A 23771-nucleotide genomic window follows, 5' to 3' on the forward strand; every position below is an offset into this window, starting at 1 on the left:
TTGGCAAGGGAGGGCAGGGTCCGGATCGGGTGTCGATCCGGGCCCTGCCCTTCTGCGCACGTAGGATCGTAGAGTGCAAGAATCCGGAAATGACCCCCTAGTTGGCACCGTAGTGGACGAGCGCTACCGCGTGCTCTCCCGCATTGCCCGCGGAGGAATGTCCACCGTCTACCTGGCCACCGACCTGCGCCTGGACCGCGACGTCGCGCTAAAGGTCCTGTATCCGCACCTGGCCGCGGACCGCGGATTCCTCGACCGGTTCGAGCGGGAGGCGAAATCCGCCGCGCGCCTGTCCCACCCGCACGTCGTCGGCGTCCTGGACCAGGGCTTCGCTGACAATCTCGCGTATCTGGTGATGGAATACGTTCCGGGCAAGACGCTCCGCGAGCTGCTGGAGGCCCGCACCCGGCTGACGCCGCGGCTGGCCCTGGCCCTGCTGGATGCGGTGGTGGAAGGCCTGGCGGAAGCCCATGACGCCGGAATGATCCACCGTGATGTCAAGCCGGAAAACGTGCTGCTGGCGGACAACGGCAGCATCAAGATTGCCGACTTCGGCCTCGCACGCGCGGTGTCCACCAGCACCAACACCGGCACGCTGGTGGGAACTGTTGCCTATCTCGCCCCCGAACTGGTCACCGGCACCGGTGCCGATGAACGCAGCGACGTCTATTCGGCCGGCATTATGCTCTACGAAATGCTTACCGGCAGCCAGCCCTTCACGGGAACGGCTCCCATTCAGATCGCCTTCCAGCACGTCCATTCCACTGTTCCCGCACCGTCCGCGGCGTGCCCGGGGCTGGCGGCGGACCTTGATGAACTGGTCCGCTGGTGCACTGATCCTGATCCGGACAACCGCCCGGTCGACGGTAAGGCCCTGCTCGGCGAACTCCGCCACATCCGCACATCGCTGTCCGATGAACAACTCGATTTCCACTGCCCCGAACCGGCGGACCAGCAGCAGTCCCCCGCATCCGGGGCCACCGGGGCCACTGAGGCCATCGATCCCCACGCCACCACGGCACTCCCCCGGCCTCCGGCCGGAGCCACGGAAGTGATCTCAGCGGCCGGAGCTGCGGGCGGGGCCGGCGCATATCCCACCGAAGTGATTCGGCGCGCGGACAACGCCACATCCGTTTTTCCCGCCGGTGCGCGCGGACCCGGGAACGGGCAGTTCCAGTCGGACGCAACCGAATACGCCGGCGGTGACAGCGCTGAGGACTCCGCCGCGGAGCAGAACGGGTCCCGCGCCGAACGGCGGCAGGCCCGCCGCGAGGCCAAGGCCGCTGACCGGCAGTCCAGCCGCGACGCGCACCGCCCCGAGGTGTCGCTGCGCCGGGGACGGCCCCGGCGCCGCGGAGCCCTGCTGCTCGTGCTCGCCGTGCTGCTCGTTGCCGCTGCTCTCTTTACCGGCTGGTTCTTCGGCCGCGGGCCCGGCGCCGTTGTTGCCGTCCCCGACGTCGCCAACGTTTCACAGGAGGCGGCATCCGCAATGCTGCGCGGGGAGGGCCTGAAGTACTCCACCAGCGAGATCCACGACGAAATTGTTGCCGCCGGGCTGGCCGTGGGAACCGACCCGGACGCACCGGCGGAGATCCGCCGCTTCCAGCCGGTAACACTGCTCATCAGCAAAGGACCGGAGCTGTTCGATGTCCCCAACGTGGTGCAGCGGACTCTCGAGGCAGCAACCGGCAACATCACCGATGCCGGACTCACCGTGGGTGCCGTCACCGAGGAATACAGCGAAACCGTCGACGCCGGGAAAGTCATCAGCCAGTTTCCCGCACCTGACACGCAGCTGCGGCGGGACGCAGCGGTAAACCTCGTGGTCTCCCTGGGCCCGGCGCCCGTGGACGTGCCGGCAGTGGTCGGAAAGTCGGAGGACGAGGCGGTGGAGCTCCTCAAAAACGCCGGGCTGACGGCCCAGGTCTCCCCTGAGCAGGTCAACAGCCGGGACATTCCGGCCGGTTCCGTAGCCGTGCAAACACCGGCATCGGGGCAGGTGGAGCGCGGTTCGGAGGTAACGCTGACCATCTCGAAGGGACCGGTCATGGTGCAGGTGCCGAATGTGGTCCGCCGGTCCCCGGATGAGGCACGTGCTCAGCTGGAAGGCCTGGGCTTCCAAGTGCAGATCAGCGAACTGCTGGGCGGACTCCTGGGCATTGTCCAGTCACAGGATCCCAGCGGAGGCTCCATGGCACCCGAGGGATCCGTCATCACCCTCAGGGTTGTCTAGCCTCCCTCTCCCCGAGACATGGCAGAAGGTGCGTTTCCCAGCCTCGGGAAGCGCACCTTCTGCTATTTTTTGGGGGGCTGGGCTAGCCCTGGCGGGACAGCGCCCCGGCCACGAGGAACGCCATTTCCAGTGACTGCATGTGGTTCAGGCGCGGATCGCAGACGGATTCATAACCTTCCACAAACGCTTCCTGGTCGATCGGATCGGCACCGCCCAGGCACTCGGCGACGTCATCGCCGGTCATTTCCACGTGCAGGCCGCCCGGGAAGGTGCCGAGGGAATTGTGCACCTCGAAGAAGCCCCGGACCTCGTCCATGACGTCGTCGAAGTTGCGGGTCTTGTAGCCGTTGGGTGACGTGACCGTGTTGCCGTGCATCGGATCGGTGACCCACAGGACCTGTGCACCGGAAGCCGTAACGCGTTCCACCAGGGGAGGCAGTTTTTCCCGGATGTTCTTGGCGCCCATGCGTGTGATGAAGGTCAGGCGGCCCGGCTCGCGTTCCGGATCCAGCTTGTCGATCAGGGCAAGGGCGTCCTCGGGCTTGGTGTTGGGGCCCAGCTTCACGCCGATCGGATTGCGGACCTTGGACAGGAATTCCACGTGGGCGGAGTCCAGGTCACGGGTGCGTTCGCCAATCCACAGGAAGTGCGCCGAGGTGTCATACGGCTTTCCCGTGCGGGAATCGATGCGGGTCAGCGCACGCTCATAGTCCAGGAGCAAGGCTTCGTGGCTGGCGAAGAACTCCACGCGCTTGAGCGCCTCGAAGTCCGCGCCGCAGGCGTCCATGAACCGCACGGCCCGGTCAATCTCCCGGGCCAGCGATTCGTAGCGCGAGTGTGCGGGGTTGGCGGTGAAGCCCTTGTTCCAGTGGTGCACCAGGCGGAGGTCTGCAAAGCCTCCCTGAGTGAACGCCCGAATGAGGTTCAGCGTGGAAGCCGACGTATGGTACGCGCGGACCATCCGTGCCGGATTGTGCTCACGGGACTCCGGCGTGAAGTCGTATCCGTTGACCATGTCCCCGCGGTACGCCGGGAGCGTCACGCCCGCGCGCGTCTCGTCGTTCGATGACCGCGGCTTGGCGAACTGCCCGGCCATGCGGCCCATCTTGATGACCGGCAGCGAGGCACCGTAGGTCAGGACAACGGCCATCTGAAGGATGGTCTTCACCCGGGCACTGATCTTATCCGCCGTCGCGCCGTCAAAGGTCTCAGCGCAGTCCCCGCCCTGGAGCAGGAAGGCCTTGCCCTGGGCTGCCGCGGCCAGCCGGTCCCGGAGAATATCGACTTCTCCCGCGAAGACCAGCGGAGGAACCATCGACAGTTCCGCCACAGCAGCCGGATACCCCGGGTGGTCGTTCCATGACGGCTGCTGGAGAGCCGGCAGGGACCGCCAGTCATCGAGGCCGGGATAGTCCGCCGCGCCCGGCTTGGGGGCAGTGGAAAAATCTGACACGTTGTCTACAGGAGTGTAAGTCACGCCTTTAAGCCTACTGGCTGCGGGCCCCGGGGACCGAAGCCGGATACCGCCGGACGTAACCTGGGTCCCCGGGTGCGCAACACTGCCGCCGGGTTATCGCCCGGGATCATGCCGGACGGCAGGGCAGCCTAGGCGCTGTGGGGTTCCGTGTCCTCAGGCTCAACGCCTCCGGCTGCCGGGCGGGAAGCGGGTGAATCCTTTTTCCTGCGGCCAATAATCGTGACGGTGCCGGGCTTCCGCACCGGCTTTCGGGTTGCACGGTCCGCTGCCGGCTCCGGCGAAGTTTCCGGTTCCGACGCCGGAAGAGTTGCCGATGCGCCGTCGTCAGCGTCCTTGTCACCGGCCACGGTGCTGCCGGTCTTGTCACCGGCGGGTGTCTGGGTCCGGCCGCCGGGCTCCGCGGGCCGGGCACCCACGGCCCGGGGTATGCCGGGCGCCTGGGCTGCCCCGGCTGCATCCGAAGCGCTGCCGTGCTCGGGAAGACGCACCGCGGCGCTGCGGGCTTCGGCCTGCTTGGAGATCTTGCGGGCGGCCGCCTGCTTTTCCTTCATGGTGCTCGCGTAGACGTCCACGTACTCCTGGCCGGACAGGCGCATCAGTTCGTACATGATTTCGTCGGTCACCGAGCGCTGGATGAACCGGTCATTCTCCATGCCGGCGTACCGGGAGAAGTCCAGCGGCTCGCCAACGATGATTCCGATGCGGCGGATGTTGGGTATTTTCCGGCCAATGGGCTGGACCTTGTCAGTGCCGATCATGGCCACCGGGATGACCGGGACGCCCGTTTTCAGCACCAGCTTGGCCACGCCGGTCTTGCCGCGGTAGAGGCGTCCGTCCGGGCTGCGGGTCCCCTCGGGGTAAATTCCCAGCAGGCCCCCGTTTTCCAGGACGTCCACGCCTGCGCTCAGGGAGCTGGCCGATGCCGCACCACCGGAACGGTCCATCGGCAGCTGATTAGTGAGCCGGAAGAAGGCGGCGGTGAGCTTTCCTTTGAGGCCCTTGCCGGTGAAGTACTCGGACTTGGCCAAAAAACTCACAGGCCGCGGCACGGCCAGCGGCAGGAAGATCGAGTCGGAGAAGGACAAGTGGTTGCTCACCAGTACAGCCGGACCGGTTTCGGGCACGTTGTTCATGCCTTTGACCCAGGGCCTGAAGAGCAGATTGACCACCGGCCCGATGAAAATGGTCTTCATCACCCAATAGAACACGTAAGCCAGCTCTCCCGTCCGGACATCACAAAACAGGGACTCCGTTTTGAATCCCTGCTCCTACTCTATGCGCCCGCCCGGCCGCGTTGAATTTTCCGACGTCGCGGGTCCCGCAACTTTGGGCGCTGCAGGGGTGGAAAACGGGCTGCCGAATGCAACCATAGTGTTATGACTTCCCCACCGGGCCCAGGCGCCTTTTCCAGCGAAGGCCACGGCGCCAACGCCGCAACCGGAGTGCTCCTGAGCCATGGCTTCACCGGCTCCCCGGTGAGCCTTGCCGGATGGGCCCGGCATCTTCAGGCGCAGGGGTATGCGGTGAGCCTGCCTCTGCTTCCCGGGCACGGCACCACATGGCAGGAGCTGGCAAGGACCCCCTGGGAGCTTTGGTATGACTCCTATGACCGGGCATACCAGCAGCTGCAGGAGCGCACCGACCGGGTGGTTGCCGCCGGGCTGTCCATGGGCGGAACGCTGGCGCTCCGCCTGGCCGCCCACCGGCCGGTGGCGGGGGTGGCCGTGGTGAATCCCGGGCTCACGATCGATGACCCGCGCGCACGGTACTCGGGACTGCTGAAGTACGTCATGCGCTCGGTGCCGGCCATTGCCAACAGCATCAAGCTGGAGGGCCAGGACGAAGGGGCATACCTGCGTACCCCGGTGGGCGGCGTGCATCAGCTAATGCGGCTGTTCAGGGACACGACGGCGGTGCTTCCGCGGATCACGGCGCCAGTCATCGCCTTCCGTTCCACTGTGGATCCGGTGGTTCCGGAGTCCAGCATGGATGTCCTGCGCAGGTACCTGGGCAGTGAACTGGAGGTGGTTTCGTTGGAAAACAGCTACCATGTGGCCACTATGGACCACGACGCACCCTTGATTTTTGACCGTTCCCATCAGTTCATCCAGAGGATCAGCGCAGGTGCTGCAGCATGAAAGAACGCGAACCGGAACGCAACGAATCCACCGATGATTCAGTGTGGCAGGATTTGGTCGCACGGCTGGAGAACATGCCGGCCGATGAGACGCACGGCGGCCGGGACGTCCCCGGCGGAAAGAGCGGGGGCAGCGGCGACGGCTCCCGGCCCGCATCCGCAGATTCGGGAACGGTCCCAGACCCTTCCTCCGGTTCCCCGGTCCCCGCCGCGGACGGCAAGGGAGAGCAGAGCCATCCGGCAGGGCCCGGGGCGGGACCCCGGGAGGGTTCCGGAACGGACATTCCGCCGCGTGATCCGGCAGGGCGCTCCGCAGCGGAACGCACCCGCGCCATCTTCGACAACCAGCCGTTCCGGGCGGCCCCGCCGCGGGGTCCCCGCGACTATGACGAGCCGGAGGAGCTCGAGTCGGAGGGAGAGTTTGTGCCGCCGGAACCGCCGCCGTTCAGCACCGGGGAGCCGCTGGTGGTCCTCGCCTGGATCGGCGCCCTTGGCGGGCCTCTCCTGCTGCTGCTGTTTGCCATGTTCTGGCGCGGTGCTCCGGTGGCGGTCATCCTGGGCGTTATAGCCCTCTTTGGGGCGGCAGCCGCTTATTTGCTCTTCCGGTTGCCGCAGCACCGCGATGACGACGGCGCCGCCGTGTAGGGCAGCACCGTTCGTCCTTCCGGTGGCGGGCAGCCGCCCACACGGCGGGTCAGCGCCGGGCAGCTATCCGCGACAGGTCCGCGGCACCAATCATTCCGGCTCCCGGCCCCAGGGCGGCAAGTTCAAGGCGTGCCGCCGGCCGGAAGCCGCGGCCGGTCAGGTTCCGGGCGAAAGACCTGCGCGCAGGTTCCAGCAGCAGGTCTCCGGCGGCGCTCAAGCCGCCGCCGACAACAAACATTCCCGGATCCAGGGCGGCCGCCAGGTTGGCCAGCCCAAGTCCCAGCCACTGCCCCACTTCGTCCAGCAGCTCCACGGACGCCTGATCGCCTTCCAGCGCCATCCGGGTCACCACTGCACCGGTAATGGCGCTGATGTCGCCGTCCACGGCCCGCAGCAGTTCCTGTGCCACCGGGGAGTTGGCGGCGGCAAGCTCCCGGGCTTCCCGGCCCAGGGCGTTGCCGGACGCGTACTGCTCCCAGCAGCCGCGGTTGCCGCATTCGCAGCGCTGGCCGGAGGGCATGATGATCTGGTGGCCAAACTCCCCCGCCACGCCGAACCTTCCCCGCTCCAGCCGGCCGTCCATGATCATGGCACCGCCAATTCCCGTGCCCAGGGTCACGCACACCATGCGGCTCTGGCCGAGGCCGGCACCAAAACGCCACTCGGCCCAGGCGGCGCCGTCGGCGTCGTTGACCAGATAGACGCGGCGGCGCAGCAGCCGCTCGAGGTTCTCGCGCAGGGGCTCGTTCCGCCAGGCCAGATGGGGGCTGAACAGCACGGTGCTGCCCGCGAGGTCCATCCAACCGGCGGCGCCGATGCCCACGGACCAGACATGGTGGTTGGCGGAAAGCTCGCGCACGAGATCCACAATGACCGATTCCACTTCGCGCGGATCCTGGCCGGGGGTGGAGCGGCGGGCCTCGGCGATCACCCGGCCGTCGCCGTCGACCAGCCCGGCCGCCACCTTGGTGCCGCCAATGTCGATGCCGATGGCCAATCCGCGCCGGCGCATCCGGTTCGGCAGCCTGATGGGCCGGCGGGCGGGAAAAGGCTCCATGGCGCGGCGCTGCCAAAGGATGGGAGAGGAACGGGGAACAGGCGCTGGGTTAACGGGACGCATCAACAACCAAGTGTATTCACCGGCCGGGCCTGCCGCGAAAGCGTTATTGGTTCGAGAAGTTACCCACCGGTATTTTTATGTGATCCACGTTATAGGCTTGACGTTAATGTCTGCGCAATCGTCTGCCGGCCAGTCGGATATCAAAGGAGCTATCGTGCGTGAATACAGTGTCCCCCCTCTGGTGGAATCACCGTTGGAGACCAACATCACCGATCTACTGCTGGAGCAGGCGGCCAAGCCCTCCAACCCGGCACTGTTCTCCGTTCGGGGAGCGGACGGTGCATGGGCACCCATTACGGCCACTGAGTTCCTCAAGGATGTCCGGCTGATCGCCAAGGGCTTCACCGCCGCAGGCGTCCAGCCCGGGGACCGGGTGGGGATCATGGCCCGCACCCGGTACGAGTGGACCCTGGTCGATTTTGCCCTGTGGTTCGCCGGTGCGGTCTCCGTCCCGATTTATGAAACATCCTCGCCGTCCCAGGTTGCATGGATCCTCAGCGATTCCGGCGCCGTGGGCGTGGTTGTGGAAGCTGCCCGCCACGAGAACGTGGTCCGGCAGGCAGCGGTGGAGGAGGACCTGGGTGCCGTCGCCAATGTGTGGCAGATCGACGGCCAAGGCCTCGATGAGCTCCGCACCGCCGGCGCGTCCGTGCCCGACACGGAACTTGATGCACGCCGCGCCAGGGCCACGCTGGAGGACACCGCCACCATCATTTACACCTCGGGAACCACCGGCCGGCCCAAGGGCTGCGAGCTGACCCACGGAAATTTTGTGAACCTGTCCCGCAATGCCGCAGCCGCCCAGCCCGAGGTGTGCCGCGAGGGTGCGCAGACCATCATGTTCCTGCCGCTGGCCCACGTGTTCGCACGGTTCATTTCGGTGCTGTGTGTTACCTCCGGCGCCACCGTGGCGCACACCCCCGACGTCAAGAACCTGCTTCCGGACCTGCAGAGCTTCAAACCGGACTTCCTGCTGGTGGTCCCCCGGGTCTTCGAAAAGGTCTACAACTCCTCCATGCTGAAGGCGGAGGACGGCGGCAAGGGCAAGATCTTCCATGCCGGCGCCAAAACGGCCATTGAATGGTCCAAGGCGCAGGAAACCGGCAAGGTGCCGCTGAGCCTGAAGGTCAAGCACGCCGTTTTCGACCGTCTCCTCTACGGCAAGATCCGCACCGCCATGGGCGGGCAGGTCAAGTACGCGATTTCGGGAGGCGCCCCGCTGGGCGACCGCCTGGGCCATTTTTTCCACGGCATTGGCGTCACGGTCCTGGAAGGCTACGGCCTGACCGAGACAACGGCGCCGGTCACCGTGAACACCCCCAAGCTGACCAAGATCGGCACGGTGGGCGCGCCGCTGCCGGGCAACGCAGTGAAAATAGCCGACGACGGCGAGATCCTCGCCAAGGGCGTCAGCGTCATGAAGGGCTACTACAACCGCCCGGACCTCACCGCGGACAACTTCACGGACGGCTGGTTCCGCACCGGGGACATTGGCCAGCTGGACAATGATGGCTTCCTGAAGATCACCGGCCGCAAGAAGGAAATCATCGTTACCGCCAGCGGCAAGAACGTCATTCCGGCGGTGCTGGAGGACAGCATCCGCGCCGATGCGATTGTGTCCCAGTGCGTTGTGGTGGGCGACCAGCGGCCGTTTATCTCAGCCCTGATCACGCTGGACGAGGAAGCGCTTCCGGGGTGGCTCGAGCGGCACAAGCTGCCGGCCGGCACCACGGTGGCCGAAGCCGGGCAGACGGAGCAGCTGCAGCAGGAAATCCAGGCGCTCGTGGAATCCGCGAATAAGACCGTGTCCCAGGCCGAGGCCATCAAGGTCTTCCGCGTGGTTCCCTCGGACTTCACCGAAGCCAGCGGACACCTGACGCCGTCCCTGAAGATCAAGCGCGCACAGGTCCTGAAGGACTTCTCCGCCGTGGTGGAGGATATCTACAGCGGCCAGAAGGTCTAGCCGGCGCCACCGGGGTTCAACCGGCTGCGCAGGGGTTGAACCAGCTGCGCAGGGCACAACAAAAGGGCGGGTCCGGATCACCGGGCCCGCCCTTTCCGCTGCCGTTAGCGGTTATCCTGCGGCGCCGGCAGTCCCGGTGCGCAGCGACAACAGCGCGTTTTCCACCACTTCGGTCAGGGCCGGATGGATCCAGTACTGCCCCGATGCCATGGTTGCCGCGTCCAGCCCGAAGGACATGGCCTGGATCAGGGGCTGAATCAGCATGGACGCCTCATGCCCCATGATGTGTGCGCCTAGCAGCTTGCCGGTGTCCTTCTCGGCCAGCAGCTTCACGAATCCCGTGGTGTCTTCCATGGCCCAGCCGTACGCGGTGGACCCATATTCCTGGACAGCCACAGCGAGCTCCACGCCGCGGGCTTCGGTGTCCCGGCATGCCTCTTCCTCGGTCATGCCCACGGAGGCAATCTGCGGGCTGCTGAAGACGGCTGACGGAACAAACCGGTGGTCGCTGGCGCGGAGGTCCCCCGGGTGCACCAGGTTATGCGAAACGGTCCGCGCCTCGTGGTTGGCCACGTGCTTGAGCTGGAAGTCGCTGCTGACGTCGCCGAGGCCCCACACGCCGTCGACCGGTTTGCCGTCCTTCAGCACGCGCTGGAAGTCATCAACAGCCAGCCGGCCATCCGGACGCAGGTCGAACCCTGCCGCGTCGACGCCGAGCCGGTCCGTGTTGGGAACACGCCCGGTGGCCACCAGCACCAGATCGATGTCTAGTCCGGACTCGCCGTCGGGTCCAACAAGCTGCGCACGCACGGAACCGTCCGGGTTTTCGACCAGGGCTGTGACCCGGGTGTCCAGCCGCACGTCCCACTGCTGTGAAGCAGCCTCGGTGAAGCGCTCGGATACGGTGTCATCCATGGCACGCAGCAGCGGTCCCGAGCGGGCAGCCATGGTCACCTTGGCGCCGAACGCCGAAAAGACGAAGCCAAACTCCGCTGCGATGTACCCGCCGCCGATGATCAGGATGCGCTCCGGGAGATCCGGAATGCGCATGACGGTGTCAGAGGTGTGCACCTGCGGCAGGTCCATGCCGGGGATGTCCGGCAGCACCGGCCGGGAACCAGCGGCCACCACGATCTGGTCGGCGGTAATCCGCTGCCCGTCATCCGTTTCCAGGGCGTGCTCACTGACAAAATGGACGTGGTTTTCATAGAGCGTGACGTTGTCCAGTTCCTCGGCGCGATAACGGCGTCCGCCGGCGGAGATGGAATCGATGCGGGTGAAGATCCGGTCGCGGATATCCCGCCAGTGCACTTTCTCGAGGGTCTGGTCCACGCCCAGGCGTGCGGCGTCCTCGCCTGCTGCCGCGAGCTGGGCCGGATAGACAAACATCTTCGTGGGGATGCAGCCGACGTTCAGGCAGGTCCCCCCGAAGGTGCCGCCGTCAATAACGGCAACCTTCCTGCCGTCCCAATCGGGAGTGATCAGGGAGTTGCCGGAGCCCGAGCCAATGATGGCCAAATCAAAATGAGTCACCCTCCCAGTCTAGAGCCGAGGAAAGCCCCGGTATCCGTTGCCGGATTCCGGGGCCTTCCTCAGCCTTGATCCACCCATGGGCGGTGGACGAAACTAGCTGTCCGTGGGGTCGATCGCCACCAGCAGGTCTCCGCCCTGCACCTGCTCGACGGCGGCAATCGCCACCCGCGACACCTTGCCGGCCACGGGTGCCGTGATGGACGCTTCCATCTTCATGGCCTCAATGGTGGCAACGGTTTCACCGGCGGCCACTTCATCGCCTTCCCTGACCGTGATGGTTACCGCGCCGGCGAACGGTGCCGCGACGTGGCCCGGGTTGCCGGGGTCGGCCTGCTCGGCGACCTTCACCTGGGACTGCACGCTGCGGTCACGGACCATGACCGGGCGCATCTGCCCGTTGAGGGTGGTCATGACCTGCCGCATGCCCTTTTCATCGGGCTCCCCCACCGCTTCGAGCGTGGCGATCAGGCGCACGCCCTTTTCGAGTTCCACCACATGCTCGCCACCGCGCTGCAGACCGTACAGGTAGTCGCGGGTGTCCAGGACTGACACATCGCCATAGGTCTCACGGACCGTGGCAAACTCCTTGGCCGGACCGGGGAAGAGGAGGCGGTTCAGCGTTTCCCTCCGGGTGGCCGAGTCGCCGGCCAGGCCGGCGCGGTCCACCTCGGTGAGTTCGGCGTCGCGCACCTTTACTTTGCGGCCCTGCAGGGCCTTGGTCCGGAAAGGCTCGGGCCAGCCGCCGGGCGGGTTGCCCAGCTCACCGCTGAGGAACCCAATGACGGAATCCGGGATGTCATGGTTCTGCGGGTTTTCCTCGAAGTCCTCCGGCGATACGTTGCTGCCGACCAGCTGCAGGGCCAGGTCACCGACAACCTTGGACGACGGCGTAACCTTGACCAGCCGGCCCAGGATACGGTCCGCGGCGGTGTACATGTCCTCGATGGCTTCGAACCGCTCCCCCAGGCCCAGGGCAATGGCCTGCTGGCGCAGGTTCGACAGCTGGCCGCCGGGAATTTCGTGCTGGTAAACCCGGCCCGTGGGGCCGGCGAGGCCGGACTCGAACGGAGCGTATACGCGGCGCACTGCTTCCCAGTACGGCTCCATCGCACTGACGGCATCCAGGTCCAGGCCGGTGTCCCGCTCGGTGTGTGCCAGCGAGGCCACCAGCGATGAGGCCGACGGCTGGCTGGTGGTGCCGGCCAGCGAAGCGCTGGCCACGTCCACGGCGTCCACTCCGGCCTCGGCCGCGGCAAGCAGCGTTGCGAGCTGTCCGCCGGCGGTGTCGTGGGTGTGCAGGTGCACGGGAAGGTCAAAGCGGTCCCGCAGCGCGGCAACAAGCTTGGCGGCGGCGGCGGGGCGCAGCAGACCCGCCATGTCCTTGATCGCCAGGATGTGCGCCCCGGCGTCGACCATCTTCTGGGCCAGGTCCAGGTAGTAGTCCAGCGTGTACAGCGTCTCCTTCGGATCCATCATGTCCGCCGTGTAGCACAGGGCCACCTCGGCGACGGCGGTGCCGGTGGCGCGCACTGCCCGGATGGCCGGTTCCATCTGCTCCACGTCGTTCAGCGCGTCGAAGATGCGGAAGATGTCCACGCCGGACTCCGCCGCTTCCTGGATGAAGGCCTCGGCCACCTCGGTGGGGTACGGGGTGTAGCCCACGGTGTTGCGGCCGCGCAGGAGCATCTGGATGCAGATGTTCGGCATCGCCTTGCGCAGTGAAACGAGCCGTTCCCAGGGGTCTTCGCCCAGGAAGCGCAGCGCAACGTCGTAGGTGGCGCCGCCCCAGGCTTCGACTGAGAGCAGCTGCGGCGTCAGCGCGGCCACCGCCGGTGCTGCCAGCAGCAGGTCCCGGGTGCGGACCCGGGTGGCCAGCAGCGACTGGTGGGCGTCACGGAAGGTGGTGTCGGTGACGGCCAGCGCCTGCTGGGCGCGGAGCTCCGCGGCAAACCGTTCCGGGCCCAGCTCCTGCAGCCGCTGGCGGGATCCGGGGCGGATCTCGGGCAGCTCGGCGGGAAGCTTGTCGGCCGGGTTCACGTGGACGGTCAGCTCGCCGTGCGGCTTATTGACGGTGGTGTCGGCCAGCCAGTTCAGCAGCCGGGAACCGCGGTCCGCGGAACCGCGGGCGTTGAGCAGTTCGGGGCGCTCCTCGATGAAGGACGTTGCGACGTCGCCGGCAATAAAATCCGGGTCATCAAGGACGGCCTGCAGGAAGGAAATGTTCGAGGATACGCCGCGGATGCGGAACTCGGCCAGGGCGCGGCGGGCACGGTTGACGGCTGCGGGGTAGGTGCGGCCGCGGCAGGTCAGCTTCACCAGCATGGAGTCAAAGTGGGGGCTGATGTCGGCACCGGCATACACGGTTCCGCCGTCGAGCCGCACGCCGGCGCCGCCGGCGGAGCGGTAGCCGCTGATCTTGCCAACATCGGGGCGGAAGCCGTTGGCCGGGTCCTCGGTGGTAATCCGGCACTGCAGCGCCGCGCCGCGGACCTGCAGTTCTTCCTGGCGAAGCCCCAGGTCCTCCAGGGTCTCGCCGGCTGCGATCCGCAGCTGGGACTGGACGAGGTCCACGTCGGTGATTTCCTCGGTGACGGTGTGCTCCACCTGGATGCGCGGATTCATCTCAATGAAAACGTGCTGTCCGGCGCGTTCTCCGACGGTATCCACCAGGAACTCCACGGTGCCGGCGTTCTCGTACTTCAGCGCCTTGGCGAACTTCACCGCGTCCCGGTACAGAGCCTGCCGGATTTCTTCGTCCAGGTTCGGTGCCGGGGCAATTTCGATGACCTTCTGGTGGCGGCGCTGCAGCGAGCAGTCGCGCTCGAAGAGGTGGATCACGTTGCCTTCGCCGTCGGCCAGGATCTGGACCTCGATGTGACGGGGACGCAGCACCGCCTGCTCAAGGAAAACGGTGGAATCGCCAAAGGCCGTGTCAGCCTCACGCATGGCGGCATTCAGCGCCTCGGGCAGGTCCTTTGCATTGTCGACCCGGCGCATGCCGCGCCCGCCGCCGCCGGCAACAGCCTTGACGAAGATGGGAAACCCAATGTCCTCGGCTTCGGACAGCAGCTTTTCGGGGTCAGAACTCGGCTGGGTGGAGCGCAGGACCGGGATCCCGGCCTCCCGTGCGGCATTGAGGGCATGGACCTTATGGCCGGCCAGCTCCAGGATGTCCGCGGCGGGCCCAACAAACGTAATGCCGGCCTCGCGGGCCGCCCGGGCCAGCTGCGGGTTCTCGGACAGGAAGCCATAGCCCGGATAGATGGCGTCGCACCCGGATTCCTTGGCAACACGGATAATCTCGTCCACGTCCAGGTACGCCCGGACGGGGTGCCCTTCCTCTCCGATCAGGTAGGCCTCGTCGGCCTTCTGGCGGTGGATGGAGTTGCGGTCCTCGTAGGGGAACACCGCAACGGTTTTCACACCCAGCTCATAGGCGGCTCTGAAGGCACGGATGGCGATTTCTCCGCGGTTGGCTACCAATATCTTCGAGAACATTGCTCTCCTGCATCGTTGCGGGGCTGAGGACAGCCGGGGTACCGCCATCCTCAACGGATTCTAGTCCAGACTATTTCACGCGGCGGATCCATACCGCTCCGGACGTCACGTTCCTTATAGTTCCTCCTGCGCGCCACCCCTGCAAACTCCGTGCTGCAGGAGTTACCACCGGGCGTCACATAGAATGAAGCTGCAGCCTCACAAGGGCCCCGCTCGTGATCCCTAGACACGTTAGGTTTTGGTTCAACAAGTGCAAGTAGTGAGCATCAGCAGTCTTAAGGGCGGCGTGGGCAAGACTTCCGTGACGCTTGGACTGGCATCGGCTGCACTGGCAGCAGGAATTCCCACCCTCGTTGTGGATTTGGATCCGCATGCGGACGCCACCACGGGACTGGGCGTCACCGCTGCCGACAAACCCGGTATCGGCGAAATGCTCAAGAATTCCCGCCGCGCCCAGCTGGCCGAGAATGTGGTGGCCAGCGGCTGGGTCGCCAATGACCGCCGCGCACGAACTCCCGACCCCAAGCGCCAGCCCGTTCTCGACGTCGCCATGGGCTCTGCGTTTTCGGGCATCTATGACCGCCCGGATCTTGGGAAGCGGGACCTCAAACGGCTGTCCACCCTGCTAGGCCGCGTCAGCGGGTATGGGCTGGTCCTGATCGACTGCCCGCCGTCGCTCAACGGCTTGACCCGCATCGCCTGGACCGCCAGCAACCGTGTGCTGCTCGTCGCCGAACCTGGACTTTTTTCAGTGGCTGGGACCGAACGGACAATGCGCGCCCTGGAACTGTTCCGCAAGGAATTCGCTCCCAATCTCGCTCCGGCGGGAATCATCGCAAACCGGGTCCGTTCCGGGTCGAATGAGCACACGTTCCGGCTGGCGGAAATGAAGCAGATGTTCGGGGACCTGCTCCTGAGCCCCACCATCGCCGAGCAGGCCAACTGGCAGCAGATCCAGGGTGCCGCCCACTCGGTGCATCACTGGCCCGGTGAATCGGCCAAGCAGGCTGCGTCAACGTTTGATGCGCTGCTGAAGAACCTCGTGGAGACCGGCAGCGTCCGCAACCGGGTTATCCGCCGCGCAGGATAGCCCGCTCCCAGAGACCAAAAAACTGCAGGCAACGGGACTCCCGTTGCCTGCAGTTTTATATGTGTTGGGGTTTTTGCCGGTGATCAGCTGATTTTGCGGGCGATCCGCCGCTGGCTCAGCTCATCGCCGGGAAACGTGTGTTCTCCCACGCGTTCGCTGGGCAGCTGGGCAAGGCTTCCTTCGACTTCGCGCCAGACACGTCCGACGGCGATTCCAAAGACACCCTGTCCGCCCTGGACCAGGTCAATGACCTCATCCGCGGAAGTGCATTCGTACACGCTGGCGCCGTCGCTCATGAGGGTGATCTGGGCCAGATCTTCGACACCCCGTTCCCGCAGGTGCTCCACGGCTGTGCGGATCTGCTGCAGGGAAACCCCGGTGTCCAGCAGGCGCTTGACGACTTTGAGGACCAGGATGTCCCGGAAGCTGTAGAGCCGCTGCGTTCCGGAACCGGATGCCCCGCGGACCGCCGGTTCCACCAGGCCGGTGCGGGCCCAGTAATCCAGCTGGCGGTAGGTGATTCCCGCGGCTTTGCAGGCTGTTGGACCTCGGTAGCCGGCGTCCTCATCGAGAACGGGCAGATCCTCAGTGAACAGCAAGCCCTGGGCTCCGGGAACCTTACCCGGCGCAGCGGCGTGGATGTGCTCGCCGGCATCGCCTTTGGGACTCACTTGTGCCTCCTAGTAGCGGTTCCCTGGGGGGGGTGCGCGCGGGATCAGGATGTCAGGAACGACTTCCTTCAGTGTGCCCCGCGGAACCTCTCAGGGGAAGAACCCCGGAAAGGGTAAATCCTGAACAGGAACAGCGGAGAACCGTGCAGCGGGAACTCTATGCTTCGACGTTAGATCTGACCAGGTCCAAGGTCAAAGATGCAGGCCCTTTTTCTCCAGGCGTGTCGAATCAGCGCTCAAAATCTTCGGGTTCAACGTCAGCCAGGAACTCACGGAACTGACGCAGCTCGCGTTCGGCGTTCTCCTGGTCTTCCTCGTCTTCGTCTTCCTCGTCGGCTTCGGCGATCCGGACGCCGGCCTCGTCGAGGACTGCGTCGGCGCACAGGATGGGACAGGGCGCCCTCAGTGCCACCGCGATGGCGTCCGACGCGCGGGAACTTACCGTGACGCCATTGTCGAAAACGAGCTCGGCGTAGAAGACGGTGTCCTCGACGGACACCAGACGCACCTCGCTGACGCTGCGTCCGAGCGCAGTGACAACGGAGGCGAGCAGGTCATGCGTCATGGGCCGGGGCGGAACGATCCCCTGCTGGACAAAAGCGATGGCGCTGGCTTCGGGAGCGCCGATCCAGATGGGCAGATGACGCTCGCCGTTGATTTCCTTGAGCAGTACCAGCGGCTGATTTGACGGCAGCTCGATGCGGACACCGACCACTTCAACTTCACGCATGCTCCTCAGCCTTCCATTCGTGCGATATGCCCGTTGACCAGGGCACTGTGCAGGTTCAGGCAGAGATCACTGATCTCCCGTGCCGTCTCGGCAGCCCTTGCCTTGGACGCGACGTCCCGCCGTGATGCCAGGGGTGCCACAACGCTTTCCACCAGGCCCAGCTCCCGGTCCGCCGCGGCGCGGAACGGGCGCAGGTGGCGCGGTTCGATTCCATGGGCCTGAAGTTTGGCACACGCCTTCGCAACCCTCAGCGCATGTTCATCAAAAACGCCGTGCTCGGCACCGTTGTCGGTGGAAGCGATGAGGCCGTAACCGGCCAGGTTCCGCACCAGATCGGCGGTGGCCCCGGATTCCCGGACCAGTTCATTAAAAGTCAGGGCGCGGGCAAACGTCCGGGCGGAGAGCTCTCCGGCCAGCTGCTCGGATACCGCCCGCGGCGTCAGCGACATCCCGCCGGGCAGCGATTCGGGACGCTCCCCGCGGTCAATCGCGTCCAGGTAGTCCTTGATGATCTTCAGCGGAAGGTACTGGTCCCGCTGCAGCGCCAGCACAAACCGCAGCCGCTCGACGTCGGCGGATGTGTACTTCCGGTAGCCGGCGGCCGTCCGCTGCGGAGTGACCAGGCCCTTTTCCTCCAGGAACCGGATCTTGGAAGCGCTGATACCGGGAAAGTCGGCGCTGAGTTCACCCAGGACTTCCCCGATATTGAGCACACGGCCGCGCAGGCGCTCGTTCCCCGTTCCCAGGGTCCGCCTGACGGGCTGTGATGCTGCCATACCTAGTACCTATTCCCTCAGTGATCCCGTGGACGTCCGGCAGGAACGTCCTGCGTCTGTTTTACTATGCGCGTGCGGCTGTCGGCCGGGCAGCGTAGAAGGTCAGACGGAACTTGCCAATCTGGACTTCATTGCCCGTGCGCAGCAGCAAAGTGTCCACGCGGTCGTTGTTCACATACGTGCCGTTCAGGCTCATGGAATCAACCACGCGGAAACCCTCCGCTGTCCGGCGGAACTCCACATGCTTGCGGGAGACGGTCACGTCATCAAGGAACACGTCAGCATTTGGGTGACGGCCCGCAGTGGTCACGTCCTGATCCAAAAGGAACCGGGCTCCGCTGTTGGGTCCCGAGTGGGCGATCAGCAGAGCCGACCCTGCGGGCAGCGCCGCCACGGCAGCCCTCTCATCAGCACTGAGCTTGGGCTCCACCGACGTCGCTTCGCTCTGAGGCGGCAGACTGATCGATGTGGTGTCCTCCGCGCCCATCTCACGCCGATGCTCGGCCTGTCCGGCGTTGTAGTCCTCGCGCGCCATGGTGTTACATCCTCCCCAAAAGATGCGGCCAACCAATCGACATTCTGGCTGGCCGCACAATTCCTGCTGACAAATCTTGCCTACCGGCTGTCCTAGCCTACCTGTTGGCGGGCCTTCCCGGCACTGAGCGTACTACGGGCCTTTGCCGGCCCTGCGGTTGGCAGGAGCAAGGTGGCCCGCCCGCAGATGTCTCATGCCTCCCCGGGGTGCTGCGGAGAGCGTGGTGCCGCCAGGTCTGAGGAGACAGCGGCTCCGAACCACTGGGCAAGCACAGCGGACAGCTCATCCTGGTCATTTCCAACCCACGCCACGTGACCGTCCGGACGCAGCAGGACAGCGGCCGGGTCCTGCCCGCCGGTGTCCGTTCCGTCCACCCCGCCGAGGCCACCGCCGTCGTCCACCCCGCCATGTTCCGCCATGGCGTCGGCCACATAGTCCACCCGGTCCGTCCACCCAGCGGCCGACAGTTCTCCCGTTCGGTCCAGCAGGAGCCCGCGGCCGCTTCGCATCAGCTCGTAGAGACGCACCTCTCCCAGCGCCACATCGGGCATCCGCCGGCCAAGCAGACCGTGTCCGTCCCCGAAGTCGTAACGAATTCCGGTGGCGGTGATCTTCTCGATCAGGAAGCGGTTCACTTCGGCGAATTCCATCAGGTCCGCAACCAGCCGCCGGACGGCCTGGGGGCCCGGTTCCGGAGACGTCAGCACGGCCTGTGCCCGGGTGTTCTCCAGAACGGCGGCAGCCACCGGCCGGCGTTCTGCCTGATAACTGTCCAGCAGTCCGTCCGGCGCCCAGCCCCTGGCAGCAGCAGCAAGCTTCCACCCGAGGTTAAACGCATCCTGCAGGCCGAGGTTCAGCCCCTGCCCGCCGAACGGCGGATGGATATGCGCCGCATCGCCGGCCAGCAGCACCCGCCCGTCCCGGTAGCTCTCGGCCAACCGGGTGGCGTCGCCAAATCGGGACAACCAGCGCGGAGAGTGCGCCTCGAAGCCGGTGCCGGCGACCCTGCGCAGCTGCAGCACCAGCTCCTCCAGGGTGGGCGGAGCGGTGCGGTCTTCAGCGACTTCATCAGCCGGGACAACCACCCGGTACAGTCCGCCGCCCAACGGCACCGCACCAAAGTCCTTGTGGATTCCGCGCACCCGGGTGACCACTTCCATGACCTGTTCCTCCGGTGTCCCCAGCTCGAGCTCTCCCAGCAGCCACTCCTGCCGGCTGGGTTCACCGGGAAATCCGATGCCGAGGATTTTGCGCACGGTGCTGCGTCCTCCGTCGCAGCCCACCACGTACCGCGAGCGCAACGGGCCGCCGCTGTCCAGCTCAACCGTTACGCCGTCGTCGTCCTGGGTTAGCCCGGCCAGCCCGCTGCCCCGCCGGATCAGCACGCCCAGTTCCAGCGCGTGATCGGTGAGCAGCCTTTCGGTGACCGTCTGCGGAATGGCCAGCACATACGGGTGGGAAGTGTCCAGGCCTTCCGGCTGGTCCTTGGTAATCCCGGCAAAGAACCCGGCGAGCGGGTATTTTTTCCCCAGGGACAGGAAGGGCTCCAGCAGGCCGCGCTGGTCCATGATTTCGATGCTGCGCGCATGCAGGCCGCCGGACCGGTCTATGTTTGTTGGTTCCCGGTCCTTCTCCAGCACGAGCACGTCCAGCCCCTGCATCCGCAGTTCAGCGGCCAGCATGATGCCGGTGGGTCCCCCGCCGGCGACGATGACGTCGATCATGTTGGCTCCGATGCCGTGGCGGAATTATCCGTGAGGTTTTGAAACGGCGGCTCGTCAGCGAGCTTGAGCGCGATGCGGGCCCGCCAACCCCCGGGGTCCTGGACGTCCGCCGGATCCACGAGGTATTCCTCCAACCGGCATGTCCACCCGTCCGGATCGGACGCCGGACGGTCAAAAACCAGGCCCTGGAACTGCGCCCAGTCCACAAGGCGGCCTGTAACCGCCGCTACTCCCCCTGGATCGCCCTGGTTAAGCCAGCAGGCGTAACTGCCGGCCGGCAGCCATCCCATGGTCCCGATCAACGAGAGGAGCTTGTCCTCGACAGCCGGCAGGCCCCGTGCCAAGGAACCCATGGCGGTGACGACCGGCAGCGCAAGATAGCGGGCCTCCTTCCGGTCCTCGATCCATGGCTTCCCCGCAGTCTCCATGCTTCCTCCTTTGCCGGATCAGCCGCCGTCGTCCAGGCGCAGAATCCGGTCATCGTCTTGTCCGGGCCGGCCCCGGCCATCCGTGTTGTTGGTCAGCACCCACACTGAGCCGTCAGGGGCGGTGACGGCGTCGCGCAGCCGCCCGTACTCACCGGTCAGGGCTTCGGTGGAGGTCCGAAGATCAGCCAGCGGCACCGTGCGCAGCCGCTCCCCGCGAAGATTGGCAATGTAAACGAAGCCTCCCGCCACGGTTATGCCGCTGGGGCTCGCCTCCGCAGGCTCCCACTGCTGAACCGGATCAATAAAGCCGTCCGTGCCGGCGATGCCCTCCACTTCGGGCCAGCCGTAGTTACCGCCGGGTTCAATCACGTTGAGTTCGTCCCAGGTGTTCTGCCCAAATTCACTCGAATAGAGGGTTCCCGCCTCGTCCCAGGCGATGCCCTGCGGATTGCGGTGTCCATAGCTGTAGACAAGCGAGCCGGGAAACGGGTTGTCCTCCGGGGCGCCGCCGTCCGGGGTCATCCGCAGGATCTTTCCGGAGAGGGATTCGGTGTCCTGGGCGCTGTCGCGGTTTCCGGCGTCACCGGTGGTGGCATAGAGCATTCCGTCCGGCCCGAACGCGAGGCGTCCGCCGTTGTGGATTGGGCCTGCCTCTATCCCCGCCACAATGGTCTCGGAGGCACCCAGTCCCAGGGACCCGGCGCTGCCCGTCAGCTCCCGACGCTCGATGCGGTTCTCGCCGCCGGCGGTGGAATAGGTGTAGAGGAACCCGTCCCGCACGGTGATGCCCAGCAGGCCGCCCTCTCCCCTGTCCCCTCCCCCGTCGGCTGCTCCGTTGATGCCGCCGACGGCGCGTGCGTTTCCTTCAGCGTCCAGTTCAAGGATCCGGGCGGAGTCGCGTTCGCTGACCAGCGGTGTGCCGCCGTGGAAGGTTATCGACCACGGTGCTTCGAGACCGGTTGTCAGGGTTTGCGTGGCAACGGTTTCAGAGGCACTGGTGCCATCACCGGCGGGCGGCGGGCTAGGGCCGGTGGGTGGAGAACTGCATGCGCTCACCATGGCCAGGCCCAGGGCAGCGGCGGCACAGGCGGTTACGGCTCCGGCCGTCCGGCGTCGTTGTCGTTCCATGGCGGGTCCGCGTTTCATTCGACGGGCTTCCTGGCGTGGCGGGCTTTCCTGGGGTGAGGGGCGTTACCTAGGGTAAGGGGCCGTGCGGTCCGGGGCGAGACCCTGCCGCGCAGTTGTTCCGGCCGCTCCGTAACTCCGGCTGGCAGTAATTCCGGCCGGCAGTCCAGCCGGCGCACATATACCCCGCCCAGAACAGGTGACCGGACTCTGTCAGCTTCGGCGCAGCAAAACCCCTGTTCCCCGTTTTTCCCGCAGCGTCCGCGCATCCCGAAAGCCGCGGTGCAGCGCCTGATCCGCTATGACTCCCTCGTGGTCAGCCGCGTTTGGATGATGGCCGGGATCCGGGCCGAAGAGGATGGCGAGCCGCCCGTCCGGGCGCAGGGACCGGAACAAGACGTCCAGTTCCGGTCCCTGCGGATCCGTCCAGAACACGTTGACGTTGAGGGAGAAGGCCACGTCGAACAGGCCGGCGCTGTCCGGCAGCTGGGCCAGGGACGCTTCCAGAACCTTCAGCCGTCCGGCCGCCACGTGGGATGCGTTACGGGAACGGGTCCGCGCGGCGGCCCTCCCCGAGCGGTCCACGGCGAGCAAAAAACCGGAGTCCAGCTGCGGGCAGATCAGCTCGGCCGCCGCGCCCGGCCCGCAGCCGATCTCCAACACCCGGTCTGCGGCCGAGAGGTCCAGCAGTCCCACAGCCCATCGGACCCGGTCCGGAATACTTGATGCCGGCATCATTCAGGCCTTTCGTTTCCCGTCCTCCCGATGCACAGCAGGCTTTCAGAGCGAAGGCAGGCGGTGCAACCAAAAACCGTCCCGGGGCCACGGCCGGGTTATGCTCGGCGGCGTAGCAGTTCTGTGCCTTGAGACAAGGAGCTTGCATGATCGAGGTCCTTCCGGCCACGGCCGACCGCTTCGATGATGTCTCTGCGGTCCTTGCCCCCGCAAAACCCGGTTCCGCCGCCTGCTGGTGCCTCAGCTACCGGATCCCCGGCGGTGAGTTCAATGCGCTGGCCGGCGAGGAACGCCCCGCCCGGCTGCGCCGCTTCGCAGAGGAAGGCACGCCCCCGGGAGTCATTGCCTACGTGGACGGCGAACCCGCCGGCTGGTGTTCGGTCAGCCCGCGGGCATCCCATCACCGGCTGACACGGTCCCGCACCATCCCCACGGTGGATGCCGCACCCGTTTGGAGCATTGTTTGCTTCGTCATTCGTCCGCCGTTCCGCCGGCAGGGTCTGGCCGCCCGTCTGCTCGACGGCGCCGTCGACTATGCGCGGGCCTCCGGCGCTCCGGCGTTGGAGGCCTACCCGGTGGACCCCGGCGGTGGACGCATCAGCTCCGCGCTGGCGTACGTGGGAACCACGGGGCTCTTTGAGTCCGCCGGTTTTGAACGTGTGGCGGAGACAGCATCGAAATCCAGCGGGCTGGCCCGGTGGCTCATGCGCAGAGATCTGGCCGCCGCATGAGCCGGCTGTCCCGCCCCGGGGCGTGGTACCTCTTCGACTACGGCATGGTGATCTCCACGGAACCCACGCCTGCGGACTGGCGGGCTCTCCATCGGGTCACCGGACTGGATCTCCAGCCGCCCGGAAGTTCGTACTGGGCACGCCGCAGGGACTTCGACGCCGGAACAGTGGACCCGGAGCAGTACTGGTCCGGGGTCCTGGGTCGGGCCCCGGACCAGAAAGAGCTGCGGAAGTTGGAAGCCCTCGACGCGGCCCAGTGGTCCCACCTCAATCCAAACACCCTGGCGGTGCTGGACACGCTCAGACAAGAGGGTGCTTCCCTGGCCCTGCTGTCGAACATGCCCGCGGCGATGTCACGCCGCTACACCGCCGAGGCTGCGTGGCCCCGGTATTTTGCGCGTCTGTACTTCAGCGGGCAGCTGGGGATGATCAAACCCGATCCCCGGATCTTCGGTCATGTGGCCACAGACCTGAAAGCGCGGCCGGCGGACATTGTCTTCATTGATGACAACGCCCTGAATATAGCCACCGCGAAGGAACAGGGGTTTCAAACGGTGCTGCACACCGGCACCATTGATTTGCGGGCGGAACTGGCCCGGCTCGCCCGGTAACAAGCGGCC

Annotated in this window: 19 protein-coding genes and 1 pseudogene; 7 read left to right on the forward strand and 13 right to left on the reverse strand. The window is 66.1% G+C overall.

Features of this window, described 5'->3' with window-relative positions:
• Positions 1–73: 73 nt before the first annotated feature.
• On the forward strand, positions 74–2233 hold the full coding sequence (locus tag AAE021_RS08870; RefSeq protein ID WP_342025241.1) for a Stk1 family PASTA domain-containing Ser/Thr kinase: 2160 nt from the start codon (positions 74–76) through the stop codon (positions 2231–2233).
• Positions 2234–2315: 82 nt separating this feature from the next.
• Here AAE021_RS08870 and AAE021_RS08875 read toward each other — a convergent pair whose 3' ends face one another.
• Both AAE021_RS08875 and AAE021_RS08880 read right to left on the reverse strand, forming a co-directional pair.
• On the reverse strand, positions 2316–3710 hold the full coding sequence (locus AAE021_RS08875; protein WP_342025242.1) for a class II 3-deoxy-7-phosphoheptulonate synthase: 1395 nt from the start codon (positions 3708–3710) through the stop codon (positions 2316–2318).
• 533 nt (positions 3711–4243) lie between these two features.
• Positions 4244–4918 (reverse strand): annotated as a pseudogene (locus AAE021_RS08880) (lysophospholipid acyltransferase family protein); the annotation flags it as partial.
• 168 nt (positions 4919–5086) lie between these two features.
• On the opposite strand from AAE021_RS08880, the gene AAE021_RS08885 reads away from it, so the two are divergent.
• Positions 5087–5848, forward strand: a complete 762-nt coding sequence (locus tag AAE021_RS08885) for an alpha/beta hydrolase (protein WP_342025243.1) — start codon at positions 5087–5089, stop codon at positions 5846–5848.
• The gene (locus tag AAE021_RS08890; protein WP_342025244.1) at positions 5845–6492 is read left to right on the forward strand and encodes a hypothetical protein; all 648 of its coding nucleotides are present in this window, start codon (positions 5845–5847) and stop codon (positions 6490–6492) included. Before AAE021_RS08885 ends, AAE021_RS08890 begins: the two co-directional genes overlap by 4 nt.
• Before the next feature lie 49 nt (positions 6493–6541).
• Here the strand turns inward: AAE021_RS08890 and AAE021_RS08895 are convergent, their stop codons facing one another.
• Positions 6542–7549 (reverse strand): ROK family glucokinase, encoded by a 1008-nt coding sequence (locus AAE021_RS08895; RefSeq protein ID WP_342025245.1) that lies wholly within the window; start codon positions 7547–7549, stop codon positions 6542–6544.
• A 217-nt stretch (positions 7550–7766) separates the two neighbouring features.
• Between AAE021_RS08895 and AAE021_RS08900 the strand changes: the two genes are divergently transcribed.
• Positions 7767–9575 carry an AMP-dependent synthetase/ligase gene (locus AAE021_RS08900; RefSeq protein WP_342025246.1) on the forward strand — a complete coding sequence of 603 codons (1809 nt, stop codon included), beginning with the start codon at positions 7767–7769 and terminating at the stop codon, positions 9573–9575.
• 111 nt (positions 9576–9686) lie between these two features.
• Here AAE021_RS08900 and AAE021_RS08905 read toward each other — a convergent pair whose 3' ends face one another.
• Entirely contained in the window at positions 9687–11108 is a 1422-nt protein-coding gene (locus AAE021_RS08905) for a mycothione reductase (RefSeq protein WP_342025247.1), read from the reverse strand.
• Between the two features lie 93 nt (positions 11109–11201).
• Complete coding sequence (locus AAE021_RS08910; RefSeq protein ID WP_342025248.1) at positions 11202–14606, reverse strand: pyruvate carboxylase; 3405 nt, start codon at positions 14604–14606, stop codon at positions 11202–11204.
• A 250-nt stretch (positions 14607–14856) separates the two neighbouring features.
• On the opposite strand from AAE021_RS08910, the gene AAE021_RS08915 reads away from it, so the two are divergent.
• Complete coding sequence (locus tag AAE021_RS08915; protein WP_342025249.1) at positions 14857–15696, forward strand: ParA family protein; 840 nt, start codon at positions 14857–14859, stop codon at positions 15694–15696.
• An 83-nt stretch (positions 15697–15779) separates the two neighbouring features.
• Here AAE021_RS08915 and AAE021_RS08920 read toward each other — a convergent pair whose 3' ends face one another.
• The 8 genes from AAE021_RS08920 to AAE021_RS08955 form a co-directional block, all read right to left on the reverse strand.
• Positions 15780–16367, reverse strand: a complete 588-nt coding sequence (locus AAE021_RS08920) for a MerR family transcriptional regulator (protein WP_342025250.1) — start codon at positions 16365–16367, stop codon at positions 15780–15782.
• A 229-nt stretch (positions 16368–16596) separates the two neighbouring features.
• Positions 16597–17097, reverse strand: a complete 501-nt coding sequence (locus AAE021_RS08925) for a bifunctional nuclease family protein (protein WP_342025251.1) — start codon at positions 17095–17097, stop codon at positions 16597–16599.
• Between the two features lie 5 nt (positions 17098–17102).
• Positions 17103–17873, reverse strand: a complete 771-nt coding sequence (locus AAE021_RS08930; RefSeq protein WP_342025252.1) for a MerR family transcriptional regulator — start codon at positions 17871–17873, stop codon at positions 17103–17105.
• A 64-nt stretch (positions 17874–17937) separates the two neighbouring features.
• On the reverse strand, positions 17938–18408 hold the full coding sequence (locus AAE021_RS08935; protein WP_342025253.1) for an FHA domain-containing protein: 471 nt from the start codon (positions 18406–18408) through the stop codon (positions 17938–17940).
• Positions 18409–18599: 191 nt separating this feature from the next.
• On the reverse strand, positions 18600–20132 hold the full coding sequence (locus AAE021_RS08940) for an FAD-dependent monooxygenase (RefSeq protein ID WP_342025254.1): 1533 nt from the start codon (positions 20130–20132) through the stop codon (positions 18600–18602).
• Positions 20129–20560 (reverse strand): hypothetical protein, encoded by a 432-nt coding sequence (locus AAE021_RS08945; RefSeq protein ID WP_342025255.1) that lies wholly within the window; start codon positions 20558–20560, stop codon positions 20129–20131. Before AAE021_RS08945 ends, AAE021_RS08940 begins: the two co-directional genes overlap by 4 nt.
• Positions 20561–20578: 18 nt before the next feature.
• Entirely contained in the window at positions 20579–21706 is a 1128-nt protein-coding gene (locus tag AAE021_RS08950; RefSeq protein WP_342025256.1) for a PQQ-dependent sugar dehydrogenase, read from the reverse strand.
• Between the two features lie 192 nt (positions 21707–21898).
• Entirely contained in the window at positions 21899–22420 is a 522-nt protein-coding gene (locus tag AAE021_RS08955) for a class I SAM-dependent methyltransferase (protein ID WP_342025257.1), read from the reverse strand.
• A gap of 146 nt (positions 22421–22566) precedes the next feature.
• Here AAE021_RS08955 and AAE021_RS08960 point away from each other — a divergent pair, with 146 nt between their 5' ends.
• Positions 22567–23151 carry a GNAT family N-acetyltransferase gene (locus tag AAE021_RS08960; RefSeq protein WP_342025258.1) on the forward strand — a complete coding sequence of 195 codons (585 nt, stop codon included), beginning with the start codon at positions 22567–22569 and terminating at the stop codon, positions 23149–23151.
• Positions 23148–23762: an HAD family phosphatase gene (locus AAE021_RS08965; protein ID WP_342025259.1), complete on the forward strand. Its 615-nt coding sequence runs from the start codon at positions 23148–23150 to the stop codon at positions 23760–23762. The genes AAE021_RS08960 and AAE021_RS08965 overlap by 4 nt, the downstream gene beginning before the upstream one ends.
• Positions 23763–23771 lie beyond the last annotated feature (9 nt).

This window comes from Arthrobacter citreus, from assembly GCF_038405225.1.
In the GTDB taxonomy this organism is placed as follows: Bacteria; Actinomycetota; Actinomycetes; order Actinomycetales; family Micrococcaceae; genus Arthrobacter_B; species Arthrobacter_B citreus_A.

Bases quoted from the DNA above. Each gene is read 5' to 3' on its own strand.
- AAE021_RS08935 (WP_342025253.1), bottom strand. From the start codon at position 18,408: ATGGCGCGCGAGGACTACAACGCCGGACAGGCCGAGCATCGGCGTGAG.
- AAE021_RS08940 (WP_342025254.1), bottom strand. From the start codon at position 20,132: ATGATCGACGTCATCGTCGCCGGCGGGGGACCCACCGGCATCATGCTG.
- AAE021_RS08965 (WP_342025259.1), top strand. From the start codon at position 23,148: ATGAGCCGGCTGTCCCGCCCCGGGGCGTGGTACCTCTTCGACTACGGC.
- AAE021_RS08955 (WP_342025257.1), bottom strand. From the start codon at position 22,420: ATGCCGGCATCAAGTATTCCGGACCGGGTCCGATGGGCTGTGGGACTG.
- AAE021_RS08925 (WP_342025251.1), bottom strand. From the start codon at position 17,097: ATGCGTGAAGTTGAAGTGGTCGGTGTCCGCATCGAGCTGCCGTCAAAT.
- AAE021_RS08910 (WP_342025248.1), bottom strand. From the start codon at position 14,606: ATGTTCTCGAAGATATTGGTAGCCAACCGCGGAGAAATCGCCATCCGT.
- AAE021_RS08945 (WP_342025255.1), bottom strand. From the start codon at position 20,560: ATGGAGACTGCGGGGAAGCCATGGATCGAGGACCGGAAGGAGGCCCGC.
- AAE021_RS08890 (WP_342025244.1), top strand. From the start codon at position 5,845: ATGAAAGAACGCGAACCGGAACGCAACGAATCCACCGATGATTCAGTG.
- AAE021_RS08950 (WP_342025256.1), bottom strand. From the start codon at position 21,706: ATGAAACGCGGACCCGCCATGGAACGACAACGACGCCGGACGGCCGGA.
- AAE021_RS08885 (WP_342025243.1), top strand. From the start codon at position 5,087: ATGACTTCCCCACCGGGCCCAGGCGCCTTTTCCAGCGAAGGCCACGGC.
- AAE021_RS08895 (WP_342025245.1), bottom strand. From the start codon at position 7,549: ATGGAGCCTTTTCCCGCCCGCCGGCCCATCAGGCTGCCGAACCGGATG.
- AAE021_RS08960 (WP_342025258.1), top strand. From the start codon at position 22,567: ATGATCGAGGTCCTTCCGGCCACGGCCGACCGCTTCGATGATGTCTCT.
- AAE021_RS08930 (WP_342025252.1), bottom strand. From the start codon at position 17,873: ATGGCAGCATCACAGCCCGTCAGGCGGACCCTGGGAACGGGGAACGAG.